Consider the following 23,078-nt stretch of genomic DNA (forward strand, 5'->3'; position numbering starts at 1 on the left):
AAGACGATGCTTGGGTCTGTAGCTCAGGTGGTTAGAGCGTTCGCCTGATAAGCGAGAGGTCGGTGGTTCAAGTCCACTCAGACCCACCAATCTTCCTCCCAGATGATTGGCGGTAAGCATCAACACTGATGGGGCTATAGCTCAGCTGGGAGAGCGCCTGCCTTGCACGCAGGAGGTCAGCAGTTCGATCCTGCTTAGCTCCACCATCTTTAAGCGCATTTGCTTAAGTGTTCTTAAAAATGGTTTCTTTCTTTAAATAGAAAGTAAATCTCGTTCTTTAAAAATTTGGAAAGCTGACGAATAACATTTGATTAATGTTATTCAATTAAAAGTTCTCAAATCCTATATCGAAAGATGTAGGTACCAACACACATTCAAGTGTTCTTGGGAATCACGAAAGTGATTCATATTTGAGTCCGGCAAAATCGAGTCTGCATCATGTATAAAAATTGCAGACAACTTTGGTTGTTTGACCGTTTGCTTTCACTTTTAAAAAGTGAAGACAAATAGAAAGACCCTTTGGGGTTGTATGGTTAAGTGACTAAGCGTACACGGTGGATGCCTTGGCAGTCAGAGGCGATGAAAGGCGTAATAACTTGCGATAAGCCCAGATTAGGTAGTAATAACCTGTGAGTCTGGGATTCCTGAATGGGGAAACCCACCTGCATAAGCAGGTATCGCTGAGTGAATACATAGCTCAGCGAGGCGAACCGGGGGAACTGAAACATCTAAGTACCCCGAGGAAGAGAAATCAACCGAGATTCCGAAAGTAGCGGCGAGCGAAATTGGATTAGCCCTTAAGCTTTTAATGAGACAGGTGAAGGCTCTGGAAAGTGCCGCGATACAGGGTGATAGCCCCGTAACCGACATCTCATCATCAGTGAAATCGAGTAGGGCGGGACACGTGATATCCTGTCTGAATATGGGGGGACCATCCTCCAAGGCTAAATACTACTGACTGACCGATAGTGAACCAGTACCGTGAGGGAAAGGCGAAAAGAACCCCTGTGAGGGGAGTGAAATAGAACCTGAAACCGTGTACGTACAAGCAGTAGGAGCACCTTCGTGGTGTGACTGCGTACCTTTTGTATAATGGGTCAGCGACTTATATTCAGTGGCAAGGTTAACCGTTTAGGGGAGCCGTAGGGAAACCGAGTCTTAACTGGGCGTTCAGTCTCTGGATATAGACCCGAAACCAGGTGATCTAGCCATGGGCAGGTTGAAGGTTGAGTAACATCAACTGGAGGACCGAACCGACTAATGTTGAAAAATTAGCGGATGACTTGTGGCTAGGGGTGAAAGGCCAATCAAACCTGGAGATAGCTGGTTCTCCCCGAAATCTATTTAGGTAGAGCCTCGGACGAATACTACTGGGGGTAGAGCACTGTTAAGGCTAGGGGGTCATCCCGACTTACCAACCCTTTGCAAACTCCGAATACCAGTAAGTACTATCCGGGAGACACACGGCGGGTGCTAACGTCCGTCGTGGAGAGGGAAACAACCCAGACCGCCAGCTAAGGTCCCAAAGTATAGCTAAGTGGGAAACGATGTGGGAAGGCTTAGACAGCTAGGATGTTGGCTTAGAAGCAGCCATCATTTAAAGAAAGCGTAATAGCTCACTAGTCGAGTCGGCCTGCGCGGAAGATGTAACGGGGCTAAGCTATACACCGAAGCTGCGGCAATGCATTTATGTATTGGGTAGGGGAGCGTTCTGTAAGCCGTTGAAGGTGAACTGTAAGGTTTGCTGGAGGTATCAGAAGTGCGAATGCTGACATGAGTAACGATAAAGGGGGTGAAAAACCTCCTCGCCGGAAGACCAAGGGTTCCTGTCCAACGTTAATCGGGGCAGGGTGAGTCGACCCCTAAGGCGAGGCCGAAAGGCGTAGTCGATGGGAAACGGGTTAATATTCCCGTACTTCTTACAATTGCGATGGGGGGACGGAGAAGGCTAGGTGGGCCTGGCGACGGTTGTCCAGGTTCAAGTGCGTAGGCTTAAGAGTTAGGTAAATCCGGCTCTTTTTAAGGCTGAGACACGATGTCGAGCTACTACGGTAGTGAAGTCATTGATGCCATGCTTCCAGGAAAAGCCTCTAAGCTTCAGATTGTAAGGAATCGTACCCCAAACCGACACAGGTGGTCGGGTAGAGAATACCAAGGCGCTTGAGAGAACTCGGGTGAAGGAACTAGGCAAAATGGTACCGTAACTTCGGGAGAAGGTACGCTCCTCGCGGTGAAGTCCCTTGCGGATGGAGCTATGGGGAGTCGCAGATACCAGGTGGCTGCAACTGTTTATTAAAAACACAGCACTGTGCAAAATCGTAAGATGACGTATACGGTGTGACGCCTGCCCGGTGCCGGAAGGTTAATTGATGGGGTTAGACTTAGGTCGAAGCTCTTGATCGAAGCCCCGGTAAACGGCGGCCGTAACTATAACGGTCCTAAGGTAGCGAAATTCCTTGTCGGGTAAGTTCCGACCTGCACGAATGGCGTAATGATGGCCACGCTGTCTCCACCCGAGACTCAGTGAAATTGAAATCGCTGTGAAGATGCAGTGTACCCGCGGCTAGACGGAAAGACCCCGTGAACCTTTACTACAGCTTGGCACTGAACATTGACCCTACATGTGTAGGATAGGTGGGAGGCTTTGAAACTAGTACGCCAGTATTAGTGGAGCCGTCCTTGAAATACCACCCTTGTAGTGTTGATGTTCTAACTTGGTCCCCTAATCGGGGATGAGGACAGTGCCTGGTGGGTAGTTTGACTGGGGCGGTCTCCTCCCAAAGAGTAACGGAGGAGCACGAAGGTGGGCTAATCACGGTTGGACATCGTGAGGTTAGTGCAATGGCATAAGCCCGCTTGACTGCGAGAATGACAATTCGAGCAGGTGCGAAAGCAGGTCATAGTGATCCGGTGGTTCTGAATGGAAGGGCCATCGCTCAACGGATAAAAGGTACTCCGGGGATAACAGGCTGATACCGCCCAAGAGTTCATATCGACGGCGGTGTTTGGCACCTCGATGTCGGCTCATCACATCCTGGGGCTGAAGTCGGTCCCAAGGGTATGGCTGTTCGCCATTTAAAGTGGTACGCGAGCTGGGTTTAGAACGTCGTGAGACAGTTCGGTCCCTATCTGCCGTGGGCGTTGGAAGATTGAAGGGGGCTGCTCCTAGTACGAGAGGACCGGAGTGGACGAACCTCTGGTGTTCGGGTTGTGTCGCCAGACGCATTGCCCGGTAGCTAAGTTCGGAATCGATAACCGCTGAAAGCATCTAAGCGGGAAGCGAGCCCTGAGATGAGTCTTCCCTGGCACTTTAAGTGTCCTAAAGGGTTGTTCGAGACTAGAACGTTGATAGGCAGGGTGTGTAAGCGTTGTGAGGCGTTGAGCTAACCTGTACTAATTGCCCGTGAGGCTTAACCATACAACACCCAAAGGGTTTTGATGGACTCAAAGCAAGAACATTGAATGTGAGTTCAGAACTTTAAAATCAGTTTTCCAGATATTTTGGCTTTTAGCTTTTTTGAAAAGCTGAAAACCAAAGCAGAATTTGCTTGGCGACCATAGCGTTGTGGACCCACCTGATTCCATGCCGAACTCAGAAGTGAAACGCAATAGCGCCGATGGTAGTGTGGGGCTTCCCCATGTGAGAGTAGGACATCGCCAGGCTTTAATTTTAGAAAGAGCCCGTTTGAAAGAACGGGCTTTTTTAGTCCCTAAGGACAAACCACGATGCTGATATAGCTCAGGTGGTAGAGCGCATCCTTGGTAAGGATGAGGTCCCCAGTTCGAGTCTGGGTATCAGCACCAGTATTTAGAGTCATCTTGCAGAGCAAGATGCACCCAAGCAAGATTTTGTTTGGCGACCATAGCATTGTGGACCCACCTGATTCCATGCCGAACTCAGAAGTGAAACGCAATAGCGCCGATGGTAGTGTGGGGCTTCCCCATGTGAGAGTAGGACATCGCCAGACTTTAATTTCACGCCTCAGCATAAGCTGGGGCGTTTTCGCATCTGCAGTTTGCTGTTTTGACATCTTAATGGGAAAGTTAGAGTGTGTTTGCGGATCGCCGCACCGCCCATGTGAGAGTAGGACATCGCCAGACTTTAATTTCACGCCTCAGCATAAGCTGGGGCGTTTTCGCATCTGCAGTTTGCTGTTTTGACATCTTAATGGGAAAGGTAGAGTGTGTTTGCGGATCGCCGCACCGCCCATGTGAGAGTAGGACATCGCCAGACTTTAATTTTACGCCTCAGCATAAGCTGGGGCGTTTTCGTATCTGGCGTATTGTAGATTTGATACTTGCATTAGAAAGGTAGAGTGTGTCTTGCGTATCGCCGCACCGCCCATGTGAGAGTAGGACATCGCCAGGCTTTATTTCCACGCCTCAGAATAAGCTGGGGCGTTTTGTCGTCATCGCTAGGTGGCTGCTTAACTCGGGCTTTTAGTCCATCATCGGGCTTTGTTATTTTTGATTCTTGGCATGATTTTGCTAATGATTCAGTTACACTCTAATTATGTTACTGAATTAGTTATCTATTATGAGTTTACAGTTGCCATTTATTATCTCAGGCGGTCCTGGTTCTGGGAAAACTACACTACTAGAAGCACTCGGTGAATTGGGACACAAAACCTTCCCAGAGATACCAAGGTTGCTCATTGAACAACAGTCTCAGCTTGATGATGGCGTATTACCGTGGACGCAACTTGGTCGGTTTGCGGACATGTGTTTTCAGGAAATGATCAAGCAAAGAGATTCAGCTACCCAGTCGACACAGCTTATCTTTGTTGATAGAGCGATTCCCGATGTTTGTGCTTACCTGGGATTCGGAAAGCTTCCAGTGCCCGATTATATCTATAGCGAAGCCAACAAAGGTTATCAGCCCATTGCCTTGTTTTGTAAGCCAACGCCAGAGACCTATGTGCAAGATGAAGTGAGACCTTATCCCTTTGAAGAAGCGCTATCGATCCATCAAGCACTATATCTGCAGTATCAAAGCCTTGGGTTTCAAGTTATTGAGATCCCGTTAATGTCTGTGGAGCAGCGAGTCGAGTTTGTTCTTCAACTGTGTCAAACTCATACCGCAAATGTTGTTAGCAAGGAGAGCTGAGGAAAAATGCGTGAGAAAATATCTCGTCAATTCACAGAGTTTGTCTCTAAATTATTGTGTTTTGTCCGCTATCTATTTCAACGTATGTCTCACGACAGAGTAAATGTGAATGCTGGTTACTTAACTTACATCACTTTGCTGTCTATCGTTCCCATGTTGACCGTATTACTGTCAGTGTTGTCTTCGTTTCCGATATTTGAGAATGTGGGGGAGGTGCTGCAAAACTTCATTATTCAGCACTTTGTTCCAGCTGCGGGCGACGCGGTATATTCGGCTCTCACAGAATTTGTAGCCAATACCGGGCGAATGACGGCGATAGGCAGTGGTTTTTTGTTTGTCGCTGCTTTGATGTTGATTTCCAATATCGATAATAACCTTAACTACATATGGCGTGTAAAAGTGAAACGACGCCCCGTGTTTTCATTTTCCATATACTGGATGATATTAACCCTTGGGCCCATCTTGGTTGGCGCAAGTATCGTCGGGACTTCATACGTTACCTCGCTTAAGATACTGGAGCACGATGTACTGAGTGGTGCATTTAGTTTCTTCCTTAATTGGTTGCCTGCTTTTCTTGCGTTACTCGCGTTCACAGGGCTTTATGTCCTTGTTCCTAATAAGAAAGTCTATTTAAGTCACGCCCTCATTGGCGCTGCGGTTGCGACCTTGCTGTTTGAAGTCAGTAAGAAGGGGTTTGCTTATTACATTACTCAGTTCCCCTCTTATCAGCTTATTTATGGTGCGATCGCTGCTATTCCAATACTGTTTCTTTGGATTTATTTGTGTTGGTTTATCGTACTGATTGGTGCTGAGTTTACTGCAGCGTTAGGCGAGAAAGAACACTGGCGAGCACATGGCCCCGTGATACAATCGACAGCCGGAAATAAGCAGTTCGCAAAGAAGGAACCACTGAGTGATAGCACTGATACAGAGAGTAAGTGAGTCCTCTGTCAACGTTGACGGAAAGACGGTTGGTGAGATCGGTAAAGGGTTGCTGGTCCTGTTAGGTGTTGAAAAGGACGATGACGAAGCCAAAGCGAAGCGATTGGTTGAGCGAGTCACGACATACCGAGTCTTTGAAGATGATGCTGGTAAGATGAACCTCAGCGTTAAAGATGTTGGTGGTAGTGTTCTCGTTGTGTCGCAATTTACGTTGCCAGCGGATACGAAGAAGGGCACTCGTGCGGGGTTCTCCAAAGGGGCTCATCCAGCCGAGGCCGAGCGTTTATATGAATACTTTGCCGATCACTGTCAGCAAGTATTGCCAACAGAACGTGGTCAATTTGCTGCTGATATGAAAGTATCGCTCATTAACGATGGTCCTGTGACATTTTGGTTGCAGGTATAAACGAGTAAGGCGTCCAGTTTACATGCGAAAGGATATCTATGTTTAAACTCATTACTCCTAAGACAGAGAATCAGCTTAGTAAGTACTACCACTTTCGTTGGCAGATGTTACGCGAACCATGGCGATTGCCAGTAGGATCGGAGCGTGATGAATATGACGAGATGAGTCATCATCGCATGATTGTCGACGGTCGTGGAAGACCTATGGCTATTGGGCGACTGTATATTACCCCGGATAATGAAGGTCAAATCCGCTATATGGCGGTGAAGAGCAGTCGTCGTGATAAAGGGATGGGATCGCTAGTATTGGTTGCGCTCGAGTCGTTCGCGCGTCAAGAGGGTGTGAAGCGCTTAGTGTGTAACGCTCGTGAAGATGCTATCTCTTTTTATGAGAAGAATGGTTTTAGTAGCCAAGGCGAGCTTAATGACCAAAAAGGCCCGGTACGCCACCAACAGATGGTTAAGCAGCTTGACCCTTTAGCTAAGGTATTGCGCCGCCCAGAGTGGTGTGCAGAGCTGCAAGATCGCTGGGAGCAGCAGATCCCTATCAGTGACAAGATGGGCATTAAAATCAATCAGTACACCGGTTATCGTTTTGAGTGTAGCGCCCAGTTAAATCCTAATCTAAACCCTCACAACACCATGTTTGCTGGTTCGGCATTTACTCTGGCTACATTAACGGGGTGGGGGATGACTTGGCTGCTGATGCGTGAGCGAGGTTTGGTGGCGGATATCGTGCTAGCAGACAGTCGAATTCGCTATCGTCATCCGGTTGAATCGAGCCCAGTTTCGGTCACCTCGCTAGATGGTATTAGCGGAGATTTAGACAGGTTAGCAGCGGGTAAGAAGGCGCGTATCGTGATTAATGTGACTATCTACAGTGGTGACGTGCCTGCTGTTGAGTTTGTGGGTACTTACATGCTGTTGCCCAATTACCAAGACAAGTTACTGTCGAGTTAATGAAATCGCCCCTTGCTTTTTGGCAGGGGCGATTTTTATGGGCAGCTCGCAATAGGTGTAGACGTGATTTTTCCCGTTAGCAACTGCAGATTGTAGCTATGCTTGCACGGTTCAGTGAGCTCTATGCTGAGCGTCTCAACGGGCTGTGAGCTTAAATCGATAGTTTGCTGCGCCTCTCCGTTTAAATGCTCTGCTGTGATGCTAAATGGCATCAATTCAATTCTTCCCCTATCTCCGCTCATCTTGAGTGGTGTGATATCGACCGCTAAGGGCGGCTGAGACTGAGCGGTCGTTACTGCTGCATTGTAAAAGCTTGCTGTTAACGCGCCGGACAGGGTTTGAGACAAAGCGCGTTTATCGGCAATCAGTGCGTTTATCTCTAGGTTGACGTCTGCCGCACCTGTAAAGAGTAACGGGGCGGGATAATTCAGATATTGGCTGAGTTGCAATGGTAGTGAAAAGGCGTTGGCGCTTAGCGTAAAAGGCTGACTCGGCGCAGTAAAGTCGAGTTCGGCCTTGGCCGACAGATAGCCTTGCTCAAATGGGACGAACAGGCGACTTAATTGCCATTTACCTTGCTTGCTTTCCGTTTCCATAATGATTTGGTTGGCAAGCACATTGTCGATACTCGCGCTATTCGCCGAGGCGGTCGCTTTCCCTTGCCACAATCCCCATTGATAGTCTTTCTTCAGGATAAGGTCACTCGCTTCCATATTGAATCCGGTGACTTGCCAAAATGGTTTGCTTGCCAGTTGTATCCATTGGGAGCGATTGAATGTGACATTCTTAATAGATACCGACTTGATATCGTCGATATTGATTCCGCGAAACAGAGTCAGCAATGATGCATCGCCTTGTTCTTGAATAAATTTAAGACCATCAATATTCACGCTATCAAGTTTTATCTCTTGTGGGGAAAACTCCCCGGAGATCTGCACACGCCCTTGTTCAAGTTGCGCATCGAGATCAGCAATGTGGAGCTTATTTGGAGTGGCATAAACTTCGATGGTTGGTTCGATAAATTCAAATCCTTGCCAGGTGACTTGATCGGCATCGATTGACAGGTAAGCCTGTTGTTGAGACCAGAATGGCTTATCAAGTTCAATGCTTTCCAGCGACGCGCTAATGTTGTCTATTCTGCTCCCTTTGTACTGTAAAGAGGAGTTGAGAATATCGAGACTGTTGATGTGACTAATATTGTCACGAAATAACGTAAACCAAGGATCCTCAATGTGGGCTGTCTCTATGGTTAAGCGATTGATGGTGGTATTCACTAATGACCAAGCGCCGTTGTGTGCTTGCGCTTGAGTTGAGAGATTTGCCCCATTCCATGTTAATGAGGCACCGTAAATTTTGCTTTGCTCGCCAGCTAAAATACCATCCAGTAACACGTCGTGCAGCGCAGAACCCTGATAATTGAGTTGAGAGGCTTGCAGCTGAATCTCGCCTCGTGAGGCCATAAAAGAGTCGCCAAGCTTAAGGTCTTTTAACTGCAAGCGCAGATCGTTGATGATCAGCTCGTTGTCACTGTAATCCACATGATCCAGAGCGAGGTTTTGGATCTGCCAGCGCTGAATAAGTGCAATGAGAAGTGTGCCTTTACCTGTAATGGTCGTGCCATCGATCAGCAATTCGTGGACAGTTATAGGTTGGTCAGTGGATAGGGCGCCAGACAACCAAACTGAGAGTTTGGCCACTTCGATTGGCGTGTGGTCAGCGATCTCAAAGCGCGCATTTTCAAAGCTCAATTGATTAGGATAGCGGTAGTGAATGCTCTCACTCGTCACACCTATATTGAACACTTTCTCTAATGTGTAGCTCACCAAGGGCTTTGCATATTGAGTATGTAATGCTGCAAACACCAGCAAAAGGGAAAGCAGGCCCAGTGCCATGAGCGCCACTAACAGTGCGACAATCTTTCTTATCACGGATTCAAAGCCTAATCATTCAACATAAACAGTAATTTAGCGTGTATAGATGAAAAAAGCCCCTCAAAATGAGGGGCTAGTATTAAAAAGTTGGATTTCTATCTAACTTATTAGTCTAGTTGTGGACCTGCGGCAACCAGTGCTTGACCTTCTGCGTTATCGGTATACTTATCGAAGTTCGCGATGAAACGTTTAGCCAGATCTTCTGCTTTGCTTTCCCATTGTAGAGGGTCTACGTAGGTTTCACGAGGATCTAAGATTGAAGGATCCACACCAGGAAGTGAAGTTGGTACTTCTAGGTTGAACACTGGAATGTTGGTGGTTTCAGCTTTCTCGATAGAGCCATCTAGGATCGCATCGATGATGCCACGGGTATCTTGGATAGAGATACGTTTACCAGTGCCGTTCCAACCAGTGTTAACCAAATAAGCTTCAGCGCCAGCTGCTTCCATACGTTTAACCAGTACTTCTGCGTATTTAGTTGGGTGCAGCGTTAGGAATGCAGCGCCGAAGCACGCAGAGAACGTTGGTGTTGGCTCTGTAATGCCACGCTCAGTACCGGCCAGTTTCGCAGTGAAGCCTGACAAGAAGTGGTACTTAGTTTGCTCTGGCGTGAGTTTTGACACTGGAGGAAGTACGCCAAACGCGTCTGCCGATAGGAAGATCACCTTGTTGGCATGGCCGCCTTTCGATACTGGCTTCACTATGTTCTCGATGTGATGCAGTGGGTACGAGACGCGGGTGTTTTCTGTTTTCGAACCGTCATCAAAGTCGATGGAGCCATCATTACGAACGGTAACGTTCTCTAGTAGTGCATCTCTGCGAATCGCATTGTAGATGTCTGGCTCAGCTTCTTTAGATAGATTGATGGTTTTTGCGTAGCAGCCGCCTTCGTAGTTAAAGATACCGTCATCATCCCAACCGTGCTCATCATCACCGATTAGAGCGCGTTTAGGGTCTGTTGATAGTGTTGTTTTACCTGTGCCAGATAGGCCGAAGAACACAGCAACATCACCGTCTTCACCCATGTTCGCTGAACAGTGCATAGACGCGATATCACGTAGCGGTAAGAAGTAGTTCATCATTGCGAACATGCCTTTCTTCATTTCGCCGCCGTACCATGTACCGCCGATGAGTTGCATTCTTTCAGTAAGGTTAAACACGGTGAAGTTTTCTGAATTGAGACCGTGTTCTTTCCAGTTTTGGTTAGTACACTTAGCGCCATTCATAACCACAAAGTCAGGTTCGAATGTCGCGAGCTCTTCTTCTGTAGGGCGAATGAACATGTTTTTAACGAAGTGCGCTTGCCACGCTACTTCAGTGATAATACGAATGCATAGACGAGTGTCAGGGTTAGTGCCACAGTATCCGTCAATTACAAACAAGCGTTTATTAGATAGTTGACCGGTAACCAGCGTTTTAAGATCGTTCCACGCCTCTTGGGACATTGGTTTATTGTCGTTTTTAACTTTATCATTGGTCCACCACATGTTTTCTTCTGTGGTCGCATCTTTAACGATAAACTTGTCTTTCGGAGAACGTCCAGTAAAGATTCCCGTATCTACAGCAACGGCGCCAAGCTCAGTAACTACGCCTTTCTCGTAGCCTTCCAGACCTTCGCGAGTTTCCTCTTCAAATAACTGTTCGTAGCTTGGGTTGCGAACGATGTCAGTTACGCCAGTGATTCCGTACTTTGTTAGATCGATTTGTGCAGCCTTGTTAATGTCCATAACGGTCATAGGTGCTCCTTATTGGATTTTTGTAGGGATTTTAAAATTGTAGTAATAATTGTTTATTTGTTATTTTGTTTTTTATTTTGAACTCCATGCTAGCAACGGATATCCGAGAAAACAGGGAGGTAGTTCAAAAAATAGTCATCAGTTATTGATGGTTTTAAGTGTTTTGTCACATATTGATTTTGGGCAATTTCTCCTCGAAGCAAACCTTTGCGCTAGATCAAATGTAACACATTAAAACCGCCTCTAGTTAGGTGTTCTGTTCATGTTTTTTGCAATGCTGTTAAAAAAAACGAACAAAAAAAGCCAGAACGTTAACGAACTGGCTTTTAGCGTGTAAAGAGCTTAGAAATTAGTGAACGGTGTTATCACCAGCGGCCGATTGTGCATCAGCGAAAATCGCTTTGATTTCTGGCTCATCAAAAGAGTAGGTGCTACCACAGTAATCGCAGTGAAGCGCCACTTCGCCATCTTGCGCAAGGATATCCATGATCTCTTCCTGTGCGACGGTTGCAATAGCGCCAGCGCTGCGTTCGCGTGAACAACCACAGAAAAACTCGACTTGCTTTGGTTCAAACACTTGTACTTTATCTTGGTTGTACAGGCGATAAAGCAGCGTGTTAGCTTCTAGGCCAAATAGCTCTTCATCTTTTACCGTATCGGTCAGCTGCTCTAAATGTTCGAAGTCTTCTGGTGAGCCAGTGCCGTCTGGCATGACTTGTAGCATCATGCCAGCTGCGTGCTGCTTACCTTCAAATTCACCGGTGCGAATCCAAAGGCGAGTTTTTAGCTGCTCCGAACGCTCAAAGTAGCCTTCTAGAACCTCGGCAAGGTTATCACCTTCAAGACCCACCACGCCTTGGTAGCGTTCGCCCTTATCAGGAGTAATGGTGATGACTAGATAGCCTTTACCCATCATGTCGTGAATGCTGGCATTATCAGCAATGTCACCTTCCCAGCGCGCAACGCCACGAAGTTTTTGGTTGTGGTCACCGTTGATCACTGCCAAAGATACCGGACCGTCACCTTGAAGTTGCATCGTAATTGAGCCTTCAAACTTCAACGTTGCTGTCAAAAGGCTGGTGGAAACCAATAGGTCACCTAGCAGCTTTTGCAGCGGAGCTGGGTAGTCCTTGCTAGATAGAATTTCTTGATAAGCTGTATCCAGTTGCACGAGTTCGCCGCGCACCGACAGTTCTTCAAAAAGGTAGCGGTTAAGTATGTTGTTAGCCATTGAGGAAGCTCCAGCTTATTGGTGTTTAAATTTAATGATGTCGCGACGCTGTTTCTTGTCAGGTCTGCGTTCTGGACTTGGGTTATGTGCGTGTAGCTTTCTCTTCAACGCGTTGTCTTCTCGCTTGGCGATACTCTCTGCGGTCTCGCTATAGAGAGTCTGGGCTTCCGGTGCACCTCGACGTTGATCGGAGATTCGCTCTATGACCACGGTTTTCTCTTCATTACCTTGGCGCAGGGCGATAACCGCTCCCAATTCCACTATTTTACTCGGCTTCGAGCGCTGTCCATTGTAGTGGACTTTGCCGCCGTCGACCATATTTCGTGCGATACTTCTGGTTTTATAGAAGCGCGCGGCCCACAGCCATTTGTCCAAACGAACAGAATTATTCTCGGAACTCATTGTCAATCCTACTTTCTAAGTCAGTGTGGATGAGCCAAACTGAACTAGTGATAGATTTATCTCGCTATTGGTGTACTAAATGGTGCTTAGGTCTAAAAAATTCAACCCCAAGCTCTCAATAGCATCACTGTCACTACAGTTATGCTATAGTTTGTCGGTTAGCAAAGAGCAAAAAGTTGCTTATATTATTGGGACTTATAACATAGTGAAATATCGGAAAGTTCATTATCTAGCAGGAAGTTAAAAGGGTGAAAGGAATATCTATATCGGCGAATGGTGTTAACGTTGCCTCTTTGACTTCATTTTTACGACGTTGTACGCAGTACCAGCCTCAAATCAGCCTTATCGTTACCCTAGTGTTACTCGCTATTTCATGTTGGATTGCGGGCGCCTTATTGTGGCAGTTATTTCCTCAATCACATTCTGTCACTCGTTGGGTTGCACCTGCAGCAGTGAACACCTCGAACAATGTGCAAACCACCAAACTGCAATCGTCTGACATCAATAACGCCAATATTTTTGGTCGCTACACTAAAGAGCAAAAAGTGGTGCAAGCACCGGTTGTGACCGATGCGCCTAAAACTCGCCTGAATGTGGTACTCGTTGGCTCAGTGGTGAGCTCTAATCCTGAACGCAGTTTAGCGGTTGTCGCTCATCGTGGTAAGCAGGGGACTTATGGTATCGGTGAGCAGATTGATGGCACGCGTGCGACTGTGAGTGCGGTGTTCATTGACCGGATCATTATTTCAAACTCTGGCCGTGATGAAACCGTTATGCTGGAAGGCTTGGAGTATAAAAAGCTAGAGCTAAACCAGCGCCCGAAAGCGGCAGCGTCTAACATCGCCGGTAATAATCCAATTGACTCAGAAGAGAAGTTGGCAGCGATACGCAATACTATTACTCAAGATCCACAGCAAATATTCCAATACGTCAGGCTTTCTCAAGTAAAGCGTGACGGCAAGGTAGCAGGTTATCGAGTGAGTCCAGGACGCGATCCTGAGCTATTCAATTCGGTGGGTTTGCAAAATGGCGATATTGCCATCGCACTCAACGGTGCTGACCTGACCGACCCTGCTGCGATGGGGCAGATTTATCAATCCATCACCGACCTAACTGAGTTAAACCTCACCGTTGAACGCGATGGACAGCAGCATGACATCTTCATTCAGTTTTAGTCATGTCGACAGCATTACAAGGGAGCATTAAGTGAAAAGTTGGCTTAAAACAAGTACCTGGTTATTGATGGGGAGCCTTATGGCCGCACCCGCGGTATCAGCCAATGAATTTAGCGCCAGTTTTAAAGGCACTGACCTTCATGAATTTATCAATATTGTTGGGCGTAACCTCGACAAAACCATCATCGTAGACCCTTCCGTACGCGGTAAAGTCGATGTGCGCAGCTATGACGTGTTGAATGAAGAGCAGTATTACAGCTTCTTTCTCAACGTTCTTGAAGTGTATGGCTTCGCGGTGGTTGAGATGGACAACGGCATATTAAAAGTCATCAAAGCCAAAGACGCAAAAACATCGGCGATCCCTGTGGTGGGCGATGCGGATATCGCTGTAGGTGATACCGTGGTGACCCGTGTTGTGGCAGTGAAAAATGTCTCGGTGCGTGAATTGTCACCGCTACTCAGACAGCTCAATGACAACGCCGGTGCGGGTAACGTTGTGCACTACGACCCAGCCAATATCATTTTGATCACAGGTCGCGCAGCGGTGGTTAACCGTTTGGCGGAGATCATCAAGCGTGTTGACCAGGCGGGTGACAAAGAAGTAGAAGTGGTGGAGTTGCAGAACGCCTCTGCGGCGGAAATGGTGCGTATCGTTGATGCACTGAATAAAACCACGGATGCTAAAAATACCCCAGCGTTCTTGCAACCTAAGCTGGTGGCAGATGAGCGTACCAACTCGATTTTGATTTCTGGTGATCCTAAAGTGCGCCAACGCTTGCGCCGTTTGATTGGTCAATTGGATATCGAAATGGCCACTAAAGGCAATAACCGTGTTCAGTACCTAAAATACGCCAAAGCTGAAGATTTGGTGGATGTACTTAAAGGTGTGTCGGACAACCTGCAAAAAGAGAAGCAAGCGGGCTCGAAGTCAGGCTCTACGGCCAATCGTACCGAAGTTATGATTGCCGCGCACCCAGATACCAACGCGCTGGTGCTGACTGCGCCGCCAGATATTATGAAGGCGCTGCTTGAAGTGATTTCTCAGCTTGATATTCGCCGCGCGCAGGTATTGATTGAAGCGCTGATTGTTGAGCTGGCTGACGTAGATGGTGCCAACCTTGGTGTTCAGTGGGGCTCGGTAAACGGCGGCAGTGTGGTGCAATTTAGTAACACTGGCGCGTCCATCGGCAGTGTGATGGTTGGCATGGAAGAAGCCAAAGACAAAAAGACTACGGAAACTCGTGTCGATGCCGATGGTAACCCATACAACGTCGAAACCACGACAACCGGTGATTTCTCTAAACTAGCAAGCGCACTGAGCGGCGTGCAAGGTGCAGCCGTCGGCATCGCTCTAGGTGATTGGACCGCGTTGATCACAGCAGTGTCTAGTCAATCCAATTCCAACATTCTATCTTCTCCAAGTATTACCGTAATGGATAACGGTGAAGCTTCGTTTATCGTGGGTGAAGAAGTCCCGGTATTGACGGGCTCAACAGCCGGCTCGAACAACAGCAACCCATTCCAAACGGTTGATCGTAAGGAAGTGGGTATCAAACTCAAAGTGGTACCTCAGATCAACGAAGGTAACTCGGTTCAGCTTAACATTGAGCAGGAAGTGTCAAACGTACTAGGCGCTAATGGGGCGGTTGATGTGCGTTTTGCTAAGCGTCAGCTCAACACCTCGGTGATGATCCAAGATGGTCAAATGCTGGTGCTGGGTGGTTTGATTGATGAGCGTGCAGCAGAGAGCGAATCGAAAGTACCGTTCTTGGGGGATATTCCTTATCTTGGCCGCTTGTTTACCTCTACCTCAACCACGGTTGAGAAGAAGAACCTGATGGTATTCATTAAGCCAACCATTATTCGCGATGGCATGACATCGGATGGTATCACGCAGCGTAAGTACAACTACATCCGTGCAGAGCAGCTGTTCAAAGCGGACAAAGGTCTTAAGTTGATGGATGATGGCTTCATCCCAGTGCTGCCTGAGTTTAATGAAACAACACGTTATCCATCTGAGATCCAAGCATTTATTGATCAAGTAGAAGCGAAGTAATTATGGAAAGCCCAGAGCATCGCCCTCTAGCCAACCGCTTGCCATTTAGCTTTGCTAATCGCTTTAAAGTGGTGTTTGAAGCTCAGGAAGCACAGTCGGTTCTTTACTATGTTGAGCCGTTGGCGTTAAACGCTTTGCAAGAGGTAAAGCGAGTATTTCGAAAGCCATTCACTTTGCACGCTCTGCCGTCGAGTGAGTTCGATGCTAAGTTGACTGAGGCGTATCAAAGAGATTCTTCTGAAGCTAGGCAGTTGATGGAAGACATCGGTGCGGATAGCGACGATTTCTTCTCGTTGGCGGAGGAACTGCCTCAAGATGAAGACTTGCTAGAGTCGGATGATGACGCGCCAATTATCAAATTGATCAACGCCATGCTTGGCGAGGCGATCAAAGAAGGTGCGTCGGATATTCATATTGAGACGTTTGAGAAGGTACTGTCGATACGTTTTCGCATCGACGGTGTGCTGCGTGATGTATTGGCACCAAGTCGCAAGTTAGCGCCGCTTTTGGTGTCACGCGTAAAAGTAATGGCCAAGTTGGATATTGCTGAAAAACGCGTGCCACAAGATGGCCGCATTTCGCTGCGTATTGGTGGCCGAGCGGTGGATGTGCGAGTGTCTACCATGCCGTCATCGCATGGTGAGCGTGTAGTTATGCGTCTTTTGGATAAGAATGCGACTCGCCTGGATCTGCACAGTTTAGGGATGACGGCGGACAATCATGCCAACTTCAGACATCTCATCGGTCGTCCTCACGGCATTATCTTGGTAACAGGTCCTACAGGTTCGGGTAAATCGACCACCTTGTATGCGGGCTTGCAAGAGATTAACAGTAACGAGCGCAATATCCTCACCGTTGAAGATCCTATTGAATTTGATATCGATGGTATTGGTCAGACTCAGGTGAATCCTAAAGTTGATATGACCTTTGCGCGTGGATTACGTGCTATTTTGCGTCAAGATCCCGATGTCGTGATGGTCGGTGAGATCCGTGACTTAGAAACAGCACAAATTGCGGTGCAAGCCTCGTTGACGGGGCACTTGGTGATGTCGACACTTCACACGAATACCGCGGTTGGTGCGATTACGCGAATGCGTGATATGGGCATTGAGCCGTTTTTGATTTCTTCATCCTTACTTGGTGTATTGGCGCAGCGCTTGGTGCGAACCTTGTGTAACGATTGCAAGCAGCCTTACGAAGCCGACGCAGCCACCAAACAGTTGTTTGGTCTGTCGGAGTCGGAACCATTGACTCTTTATAAGGCTGTTGGTTGTGAAAGTTGTAACCAGAAAGGCTACCGTGGTCGAACTGGTATCCATGAGCTGCTCATGGTTGATGACAAGGTTCAGTCCTTGATTCACGATGAAGCCGGCGAACAAGCGATTGAAAAGGCTGTGCGTTCTTATACCCCAAGTATCCGTGATGACGGTTTCCAAAAAGTCAGACTCGGCGTGACCTCTTTAGAAGAGGTTATGCGCGTGACTAAGGAAGCGTAAGTGGCGGCGTTTGAATATAAGGCCCTTAATGCTAAGGGTAAGCAAGTCAAAGGATTGATTGAGGGTGACAACGCCAGGCAGGCGCGTCAACGTCTCAAAGAGCAAGGTCTGATCCCGGTTGATATTGTCGAAGCTAGAGGAAAAGCGTCGACGAATTCAGCCAGTTCTGGCAACGCAAAACCGATGTTTAAGCGTGGTCTAAGTACACCGGACTTAGCGTTGATCACCAGACAGCTGTCGACCTTGGTTCAATCCGGTATGCCGTTAGAAGAGTGTTTGCGAGCGGTGTCAGAGCAATCGGAGAAACCACGTATTCGTACAATGCTGGCGGCGATCCGCTCTAAGGTCACCGAAGGCTATACGCTTTCCGACAGTCTTGCTGATTACCCACATGTGTTTGATGAGTTGTTTCGCTCTATGGTCGCAGCTGGAGAAAAATCGGGTCACTTAGACTCCATTTTAGAGCGCCTAGCGGATTACGCGGAGAACCGGCAAAAACTGCGCTCTAAGCTGCAACAAGCCATGATTTATCCCGTGGTGCTGGTGGTGTTTGCGGTGTCGATCGTTGCGTTTTTGCTTGCCGCTGTCGTCCCTAAGATAGTTGGCCAGTTTGTGCAGATGGGGCAGGAATTACCCGCGTCGACGCAGTTTCTTCTCTCTTCGAGTGAGTTTATTCAAGAGTGGGGATTGCTGCTTCTTGGTGGCTTTACCTTGACGTTGTACCTCATCAAAGTGGCGCTGCGTAAACCGTCTATTCGCATGAGCTGGGACACGAAGGTATTGGGACTGCCCTTAATTGGTAAAATTGCTCGTGGCCTAAATACCTCGCGTTTTGCGCGCACTTTAGCGATTTGTACTTCAAGTGCCATTCCCATTCTTGAAGGGATGAAAGTTTCTGTTGACGTCATGACCAATCACTTTGCCAAGAAACAGGTCTCCACCGCGGCAGACAATGTGCGGGAGGGGGCGAGTCTTCGTAAAGCGCTGGAGCAAACCAAACTATTCCCACCTATGATGCTGCATATGATTGCCAGTGGTGAGCAAAGTGGTGAGCTAGAGAGTATGCTGACGCGTGCGGCAGACAACCAAGACCAAAGCTTTGAATCGACGGTGAACATTGCTCTAGGTATCTTCACTCCGGCATTGATCGCCCTAATGGCGGGCTTGGTGCTGTTTATTGTGATGGCGACCTTAATGCCGATCTTGGAAATGAACAATTTGATGTCTGGTTAATCCAATCAGTCAGATGGTTAGTATTGCCCTCAACTTGAGGGCGTTTATTTGGAGTTAGAGATGAAAAAAACAATGAAAAAACAATCCGGCTTTACCTTGCTAGAGGTAATGGTAGTGGTTGTTATTTTAGGTATTTTGGCAAGCTTTGTCGTGCCTAACTTGCTGGGTAACAAAGAGAAAGCGGACCAACAGAAAGCAGTGACGGATATCGTCGCTCTGGAAAATGCGCTTGATATGTACAAGTTGGACAACAGTGTTTACCCAACGACCGACCAAGGTTTAGAAGCCTTGGTGACCAAACCAAGCAACCCAGAGCCACGTAACTACCGCGATGGCGGTTACATTCGTCGTCTACCGGCTGATCCATGGGGTAACGAATATCAATACCTAAGCCCTGGTGACAAAGGCACAATCGACATCTTTACGCTAGGTGCTGACGGTCAAGAGGGTGGTGAAGGCCCTGCGGCTGATATCGGCAACTGGAATATTCAAGACTTCCAGTAATTACTGAAGGAGAGGCGTTTAGCCTCTCCTTAGTTCAAAGTGAATCCCCATGTTTTTGCAGTTAAAACGTCATCAATTAGGCTTTACCTTACTGGAAATCATGCTGGTACTGGTGCTGCTTTCTATCAGTGCGGTAGCGGTGATTTCTACCCTGCCTCAACGTCAGAGTGACGATACTAAACAGCAAGCGCAGCGTTTATACCAAAGACTACAACTGTTCAACGAAGAAGCGATGTTGGCAGGCAAAGATTTTGGTATACGTGTTGATGAAGCCAAAAAGCAATACGTGTTTCTCGAGTTGACTTCTGAGGGGTGGCAGCGCGTGTCACTCAGTAAGATCCCAGAAGAAACGACCCTGCCAGAGACCTTGTCGATCAAGCTCGATTTAAGCACGGGTATTTGGGGGGAGGACGACAGGTTGTTTGAGCCCGGCTCTTTGTTCGATGAAGACATGTTTGCCGACGTGGAAAAAGAGAAGAAGCCGGAAAAACCGCCACAAGTCTTTATTCTCTCTAGCGGTGAGATCACCGAAGGCGCATTTGTGGTTTCGCCGGTGAATCGAGCACTGCAAGACCAAACCTGGTACGTCGAAGTCAAAGAAAATGGGCAGTTGGCGCTTATGGATGTGAAAGACTGGAATGAAAAAGACCGTTAGAGGCATGACCCTGCTTGAGGTACTGATAGCGTTGGCGATATTTGCTACCGCGGCCATCTCCATCATCCGAGCGGTCAGTCAACATATTAACACCTTAAGCTATTTGGAAGAGAAGGCGTTTGCCAGCATGGTGGTCGATAATCAGATGGCTAAGCTGATGCTCGATACTGCAAAGCCAAAAGCCAAGAAAGGCAAGGAGAAACTAGCAGGGCGCGAGTGGTATTGGAGTATCCAGCCCGTTGAAACGGCAGATAACTTACTCTCGGCGGTGGATGTTAGCGTTGCTATTGAACCGAAAGCGAGCCCGATTGTGACGGTGAGAAGTTATGTCGACAAGTAATCGCGTTAAAGGCTTTACCCTCATCGAAGTGCTGGTGGCGATTGCGATTTTTGCCAGTTTGAGTGTGGCGGCCTATCAAGTGGTGAATCAGGTGCAGCGTAGCAATGAGCTTTCTTTAGAGCGCAGCACTCGATTACAAGAAATTCAGCGTGGTTTCGTTTACCTAGATAGTGACTTTAAGCAGTTGGCGCTGCGTCAGTTTCGTCATGAAGGGGAAGAGCCTCTATCTCGCCTGATGCTATGGCAAGAAGGGTTATTGGAGTCAGAAGGGCGAGGTTTACTGTTTGCTCGTTTAGGGTGGCTGAACCCGCAAAACCAATTCCCCCGTGGTGAAGTGGCTAAGATTGGTTACCGCCTCCAAGAAGGGAAGCTTGAGCGTTTATGGTGGCGTTATCCGGATACCAGCGTGGGTGAACCTCCCGTGGTGCTGCCTATATTTACCAGGGTGGAAGCGTTTGATATGCGTTTTTACAATGGCGAATCTTGGAGTAATGAGTGGCAAGCCGACATGACGCTGCCGCTTGCCGTGGAAGTGAAAATCCGTTTCGAGGATTTTGATGAAATTAACCGTATTTATCTGACACCAGCGGGAGCGCTCAATGCGACATCCGGCGGTAACAACAATGGTTCAGGCGGTGGTAATACCCAAGGCAATAACCAAGGCGGTAACTCATGACAAGAGTGACGGTTAAATCCCAAAAAGGGGTCGCCTTGATTGTGATTCTGCTGTTACTTGCCATTATGGTCTCTATTGCAGCCACAATGTCCGAGCGTCTGTTTAGTCAGTTTACTCGCGCGTCGAATCAGGTGAATTATCAGCAAGCTTATTGGTATGCGATTGGTGTCGAAGCGTTGGCTTCGGTGGCGATAAAAGAGAGCTACAAAGACAATAAAGACAGTGTGAACCTCAATCAGCCTTGGGCAGTAGAGGAGCGAACTTACCCGCTCGATTATGGTGAAGCGACGGGCTACATTCGCGATATGCAGGCCTGCTTCAATGTTAATGCTTTATCGACGGTACAGCCGAATCAAAACAGCGCAACCAAGCCATTTTTGGTGCGATTTTTCCAGAAACTTCTGGAGGAAAGTGGGATTGAAAATTACCAAGCCGAGCAAGTGGCAGACTCAACGTGGGAGTTTGTAAATAAAGAAACCAGCGTGCGTTCGGTCTCTGGCGTGGGGGACAGTTACTATGAATCCTTGTCCCCAGCGTATGTGGCCGCCAATGGCCTGATTGCGGACAGCTCTGAGCTTAGAGCTATAAATCAGATGAGTGGGGAGGCGATGTTGAACATTAGCCCTCTGGTGTGCGCGCTGCCGACGGCCGACTGGCGATTGAATATCAATACTATAGTTGTAGAGCAAGCCGAATTATTGTCAGCGCTGTTTGCGCCTAACCTGTCGGTAGAAAATGCCAGGCAACTGATCGAGAACCGCCCATTCGATGGCTGGTCAGGGATTGATAAATTTCTCGCTGAGTCGCAAATGGCTAGCGTGGATGATAATACTAAACAGCAAGCACAACAGTATCTTGCTGTAGACAGCGCCTATTTTGAAATGGACACGCAGGTTGTGGTTGGAGAGTCGCGGATGCGCCTTCGCAGCCTGTTTTATAGCCAAGATAGGCAGGAAGTGACGGTCGTTCGCCGTCGATTTGGAGGATTTAGTGAGCGAGTTCTTAACCGTTCGCCTGAATAGTCAGCCAGACAGTCAGATACATTGGGCAGTTTGGTCAACTAGTCAGCAGGAAGTGATAGCCAGCGGCGAGCTTAATAACCTCGATCAGCTCGCTGAGATAAAAGAGTACGCACAGCAGCGAGTGACATTGCTGATGCTCAGTGGTCAAGATGTTCACTTTGCGGATGTCGAGATCCCGCCCGGCGGTGCGCGTCAGTTTGAGTCGATGTTGCCATTTCTTGTTGAAGATGACATTGCTCAAGACGTCGATGAGCTGCATTTTACTATCTTCAGTAAACAAGGCGGCCGCGCCTCAATTGCAGCGGTCGATCGCCAATATCTCAGTCACTTGATTGATTGTTTTGCTGAGCAAGGTATTGAAATAAAAAAAGTGATCCCGGATGTACTGGCATTGCCACAAACAGAGCAAGTCAGTGCGATCCATCTAGACGGTCAGTGGTTGTTTCGAACTTCAAGTCAGCGTGGTCTTGTTGTTGATGAGGAGTGGATGGATGCGGTTATCGACTCCGATTATCTTGTTCAATCAACGAACGAAGATGACGCCAAGGTTGTGATAGAAAGTTACTCTCCGGTGCCAAAACCTCTGGCCGAGCGCTCTTTGCACATTGAGTGGCATAGCGTGCCGCCTGAGCCAGCGATGGCGTTGCTTTCTAAAGGCACGGTAGAGTCAGGCTCTAACCTAATGACCGGCGAGTTTAAACCAAGAGCCTCCTTCTTAAAACACTGGAAAATCTGGCAGAAAGTCGCCATAGCAGCATCTGTGTTGATTGTTGCTTTGGTGGCGCAGCAGGTGGTGCTCGTGAATCAATATGAGGCTCAGGCCGCGGCATACCGTGCAGAAAGCGAACGAATTTTCCGTGCGGTTTTACCGGATAAGAAGCGAATTCCAACGGTGAGCTACCTCAAACGTCAGCTGGATGATGAGCTCAAACGATTGGGGGGCAGTGAGTTATCGAGTGCATCGGTATTGGAGTGGTTATCGAAACTGCCTGATACGGTAGGCCAAGTTAATGGTATGCAAGTACAGAGCTTTACCTTCGATGGTAATCGCAATGAAGTACGTATGAATGTCACCAGCCGAGATTTTGATAGTTTTGAGGCGGCTCGAGTGAAGTTGGAAACGCAATTTGAAGTGTCACAAGGACCACTCAATCGCAATGGTGATGTGGTCATGGGCAACTTTGTACTTAAGAAGAAGTAGAGCGTA

Annotated in this window: 18 protein-coding genes, 3 tRNA genes and 3 rRNA genes; 20 read left to right on the plus strand and 4 right to left on the minus strand. The window is 47.9% G+C overall.

Annotation, left to right across the window (positions count from 1 at the left end; genetic code table 11):
• Positions 1-12 precede the first annotated feature (12 nt).
• The 10 genes from AAA946_RS00845 to AAA946_RS00890 all read left to right on the plus strand — a co-directional run bounded on the left by AAA946_RS00845 (position 13) and on the right by AAA946_RS00890 (position 7,414).
• Positions 13-89, plus strand: a tRNA-Ile gene (locus AAA946_RS00845).
• Between the two features lie 41 nt (positions 90-130).
• Positions 131-206: transfer RNA gene (locus tag AAA946_RS00850), tRNA-Ala, on the plus strand.
• Positions 207-531: 325 nt separating this feature from the next.
• Positions 532-3,418: ribosomal RNA gene (locus AAA946_RS00855) — 23S ribosomal RNA — on the plus strand.
• A 129-nt stretch (positions 3,419-3,547) separates the two neighbouring features.
• A 5S ribosomal RNA gene (gene rrf / locus AAA946_RS00860) occupies positions 3,548-3,663 on the plus strand.
• Positions 3,664-3,728: 65 nt separating this feature from the next.
• Positions 3,729-3,804: transfer RNA gene (locus AAA946_RS00865), tRNA-Thr, on the plus strand.
• Between the two features lie 48 nt (positions 3,805-3,852).
• A 5S ribosomal RNA gene (rrf, locus tag AAA946_RS00870) occupies positions 3,853-3,968 on the plus strand.
• Between the two features lie 569 nt (positions 3,969-4,537).
• Positions 4,538-5,107: an AAA family ATPase gene (locus AAA946_RS00875; RefSeq protein WP_338163268.1), complete on the plus strand. Its 570-nt coding sequence runs from the start codon at positions 4,538-4,540 to the stop codon at positions 5,105-5,107.
• Between the two features lie 6 nt (positions 5,108-5,113).
• Positions 5,114-6,049: a virulence factor BrkB family protein gene (locus AAA946_RS00880; RefSeq protein WP_338163269.1), complete on the plus strand. Its 936-nt coding sequence runs from the start codon at positions 5,114-5,116 to the stop codon at positions 6,047-6,049.
• Complete coding sequence (dtd, locus tag AAA946_RS00885; RefSeq protein ID WP_338163270.1) at positions 6,021-6,455, plus strand: D-aminoacyl-tRNA deacylase; 435 nt, start codon at positions 6,021-6,023, stop codon at positions 6,453-6,455. The genes AAA946_RS00880 and dtd overlap by 29 nt, the downstream gene beginning before the upstream one ends.
• Positions 6,456-6,493: 38 nt before the next feature.
• Complete coding sequence (locus AAA946_RS00890) at positions 6,494-7,414, plus strand: bifunctional GNAT family N-acetyltransferase/hotdog fold thioesterase (RefSeq protein ID WP_338163271.1); 921 nt, start codon at positions 6,494-6,496, stop codon at positions 7,412-7,414.
• 35 nt (positions 7,415-7,449) lie between these two features.
• Here AAA946_RS00890 and AAA946_RS00895 read toward each other — a convergent pair whose 3' ends face one another.
• The 4 genes from AAA946_RS00895 to hslR form a co-directional block, all read right to left on the minus strand.
• Positions 7,450-9,342 (minus strand): AsmA family protein, encoded by a 1,893-nt coding sequence (locus AAA946_RS00895; RefSeq protein WP_338163272.1) that lies wholly within the window; start codon positions 9,340-9,342, stop codon positions 7,450-7,452.
• 110 nt (positions 9,343-9,452) lie between these two features.
• Complete coding sequence (gene pckA / locus AAA946_RS00900; RefSeq protein WP_338163273.1) at positions 9,453-11,081, minus strand: phosphoenolpyruvate carboxykinase (ATP); 1,629 nt, start codon at positions 11,079-11,081, stop codon at positions 9,453-9,455.
• A gap of 349 nt (positions 11,082-11,430) precedes the next feature.
• A complete protein-coding gene (gene hslO, locus AAA946_RS00905) occupies positions 11,431-12,312 on the minus strand; it encodes an Hsp33 family molecular chaperone HslO (protein WP_338163274.1) in 882 nt (293 codons plus the stop codon).
• Positions 12,313-12,327: 15 nt separating this feature from the next.
• Complete coding sequence (gene hslR, locus AAA946_RS00910; RefSeq protein WP_338163275.1) at positions 12,328-12,714, minus strand: ribosome-associated heat shock protein Hsp15; 387 nt, start codon at positions 12,712-12,714, stop codon at positions 12,328-12,330.
• Positions 12,715-12,962: 248 nt separating this feature from the next.
• Here hslR and gspC point away from each other — a divergent pair, with 248 nt between their 5' ends.
• The 10 genes from gspC to gspL are packed head-to-tail and all read left to right on the plus strand — an operon-like array spanning position 12,963 to position 23,072.
• Positions 12,963-13,889 (plus strand): type II secretion system protein GspC, encoded by a 927-nt coding sequence (gene gspC, locus AAA946_RS00915; protein WP_445206043.1) that lies wholly within the window; start codon positions 12,963-12,965, stop codon positions 13,887-13,889.
• Positions 13,890-13,920: 31 nt separating this feature from the next.
• Entirely contained in the window at positions 13,921-15,945 is a 2,025-nt protein-coding gene (gene gspD, locus AAA946_RS00920) for a type II secretion system secretin GspD (protein ID WP_338163276.1), read from the plus strand.
• Between the two features lie 2 nt (positions 15,946-15,947).
• On the plus strand, positions 15,948-17,441 hold the full coding sequence (gene gspE / locus AAA946_RS00925; RefSeq protein ID WP_338163277.1) for a type II secretion system ATPase GspE: 1,494 nt from the start codon (positions 15,948-15,950) through the stop codon (positions 17,439-17,441).
• A complete protein-coding gene (gene gspF / locus AAA946_RS00930; protein ID WP_338163278.1) occupies positions 17,442-18,674 on the plus strand; it encodes a type II secretion system inner membrane protein GspF in 1,233 nt (410 codons plus the stop codon).
• 60 nt (positions 18,675-18,734) lie between these two features.
• A complete protein-coding gene (gspG, locus tag AAA946_RS00935; protein WP_338163279.1) occupies positions 18,735-19,178 on the plus strand; it encodes a type II secretion system major pseudopilin GspG in 444 nt (147 codons plus the stop codon).
• 55 nt (positions 19,179-19,233) lie between these two features.
• Positions 19,234-19,833 (plus strand): type II secretion system minor pseudopilin GspH, encoded by a 600-nt coding sequence (gene gspH, locus AAA946_RS00940; protein WP_338165743.1) that lies wholly within the window; start codon positions 19,234-19,236, stop codon positions 19,831-19,833.
• Positions 19,817-20,173 carry a type II secretion system minor pseudopilin GspI gene (gspI, locus tag AAA946_RS00945; protein WP_338163280.1) on the plus strand — a complete coding sequence of 119 codons (357 nt, stop codon included), beginning with the start codon at positions 19,817-19,819 and terminating at the stop codon, positions 20,171-20,173. The genes gspH and gspI overlap by 17 nt, the downstream gene beginning before the upstream one ends.
• Positions 20,160-20,849, plus strand: coding sequence for a type II secretion system minor pseudopilin GspJ (gene gspJ / locus AAA946_RS00950; protein ID WP_338163281.1), 690 nt, complete (start codon positions 20,160-20,162; stop codon positions 20,847-20,849). Before gspI ends, gspJ begins: the two co-directional genes overlap by 14 nt.
• On the plus strand, positions 20,846-21,871 hold the full coding sequence (gene gspK / locus AAA946_RS00955; protein ID WP_338163282.1) for a type II secretion system minor pseudopilin GspK: 1,026 nt from the start codon (positions 20,846-20,848) through the stop codon (positions 21,869-21,871). The genes gspJ and gspK overlap by 4 nt, the downstream gene beginning before the upstream one ends.
• The gene (gene gspL, locus AAA946_RS00960) at positions 21,840-23,072 is read left to right on the plus strand and encodes a type II secretion system protein GspL (protein ID WP_338163283.1); all 1,233 of its coding nucleotides are present in this window, start codon (positions 21,840-21,842) and stop codon (positions 23,070-23,072) included. The genes gspK and gspL overlap by 32 nt, the downstream gene beginning before the upstream one ends.
• Positions 23,073-23,078 lie beyond the last annotated feature (6 nt).

This window comes from Vibrio sp. 10N, from assembly GCF_036245475.1.
In the GTDB taxonomy this organism is placed as follows: domain Bacteria; phylum Pseudomonadota; class Gammaproteobacteria; order Enterobacterales; family Vibrionaceae; genus Vibrio.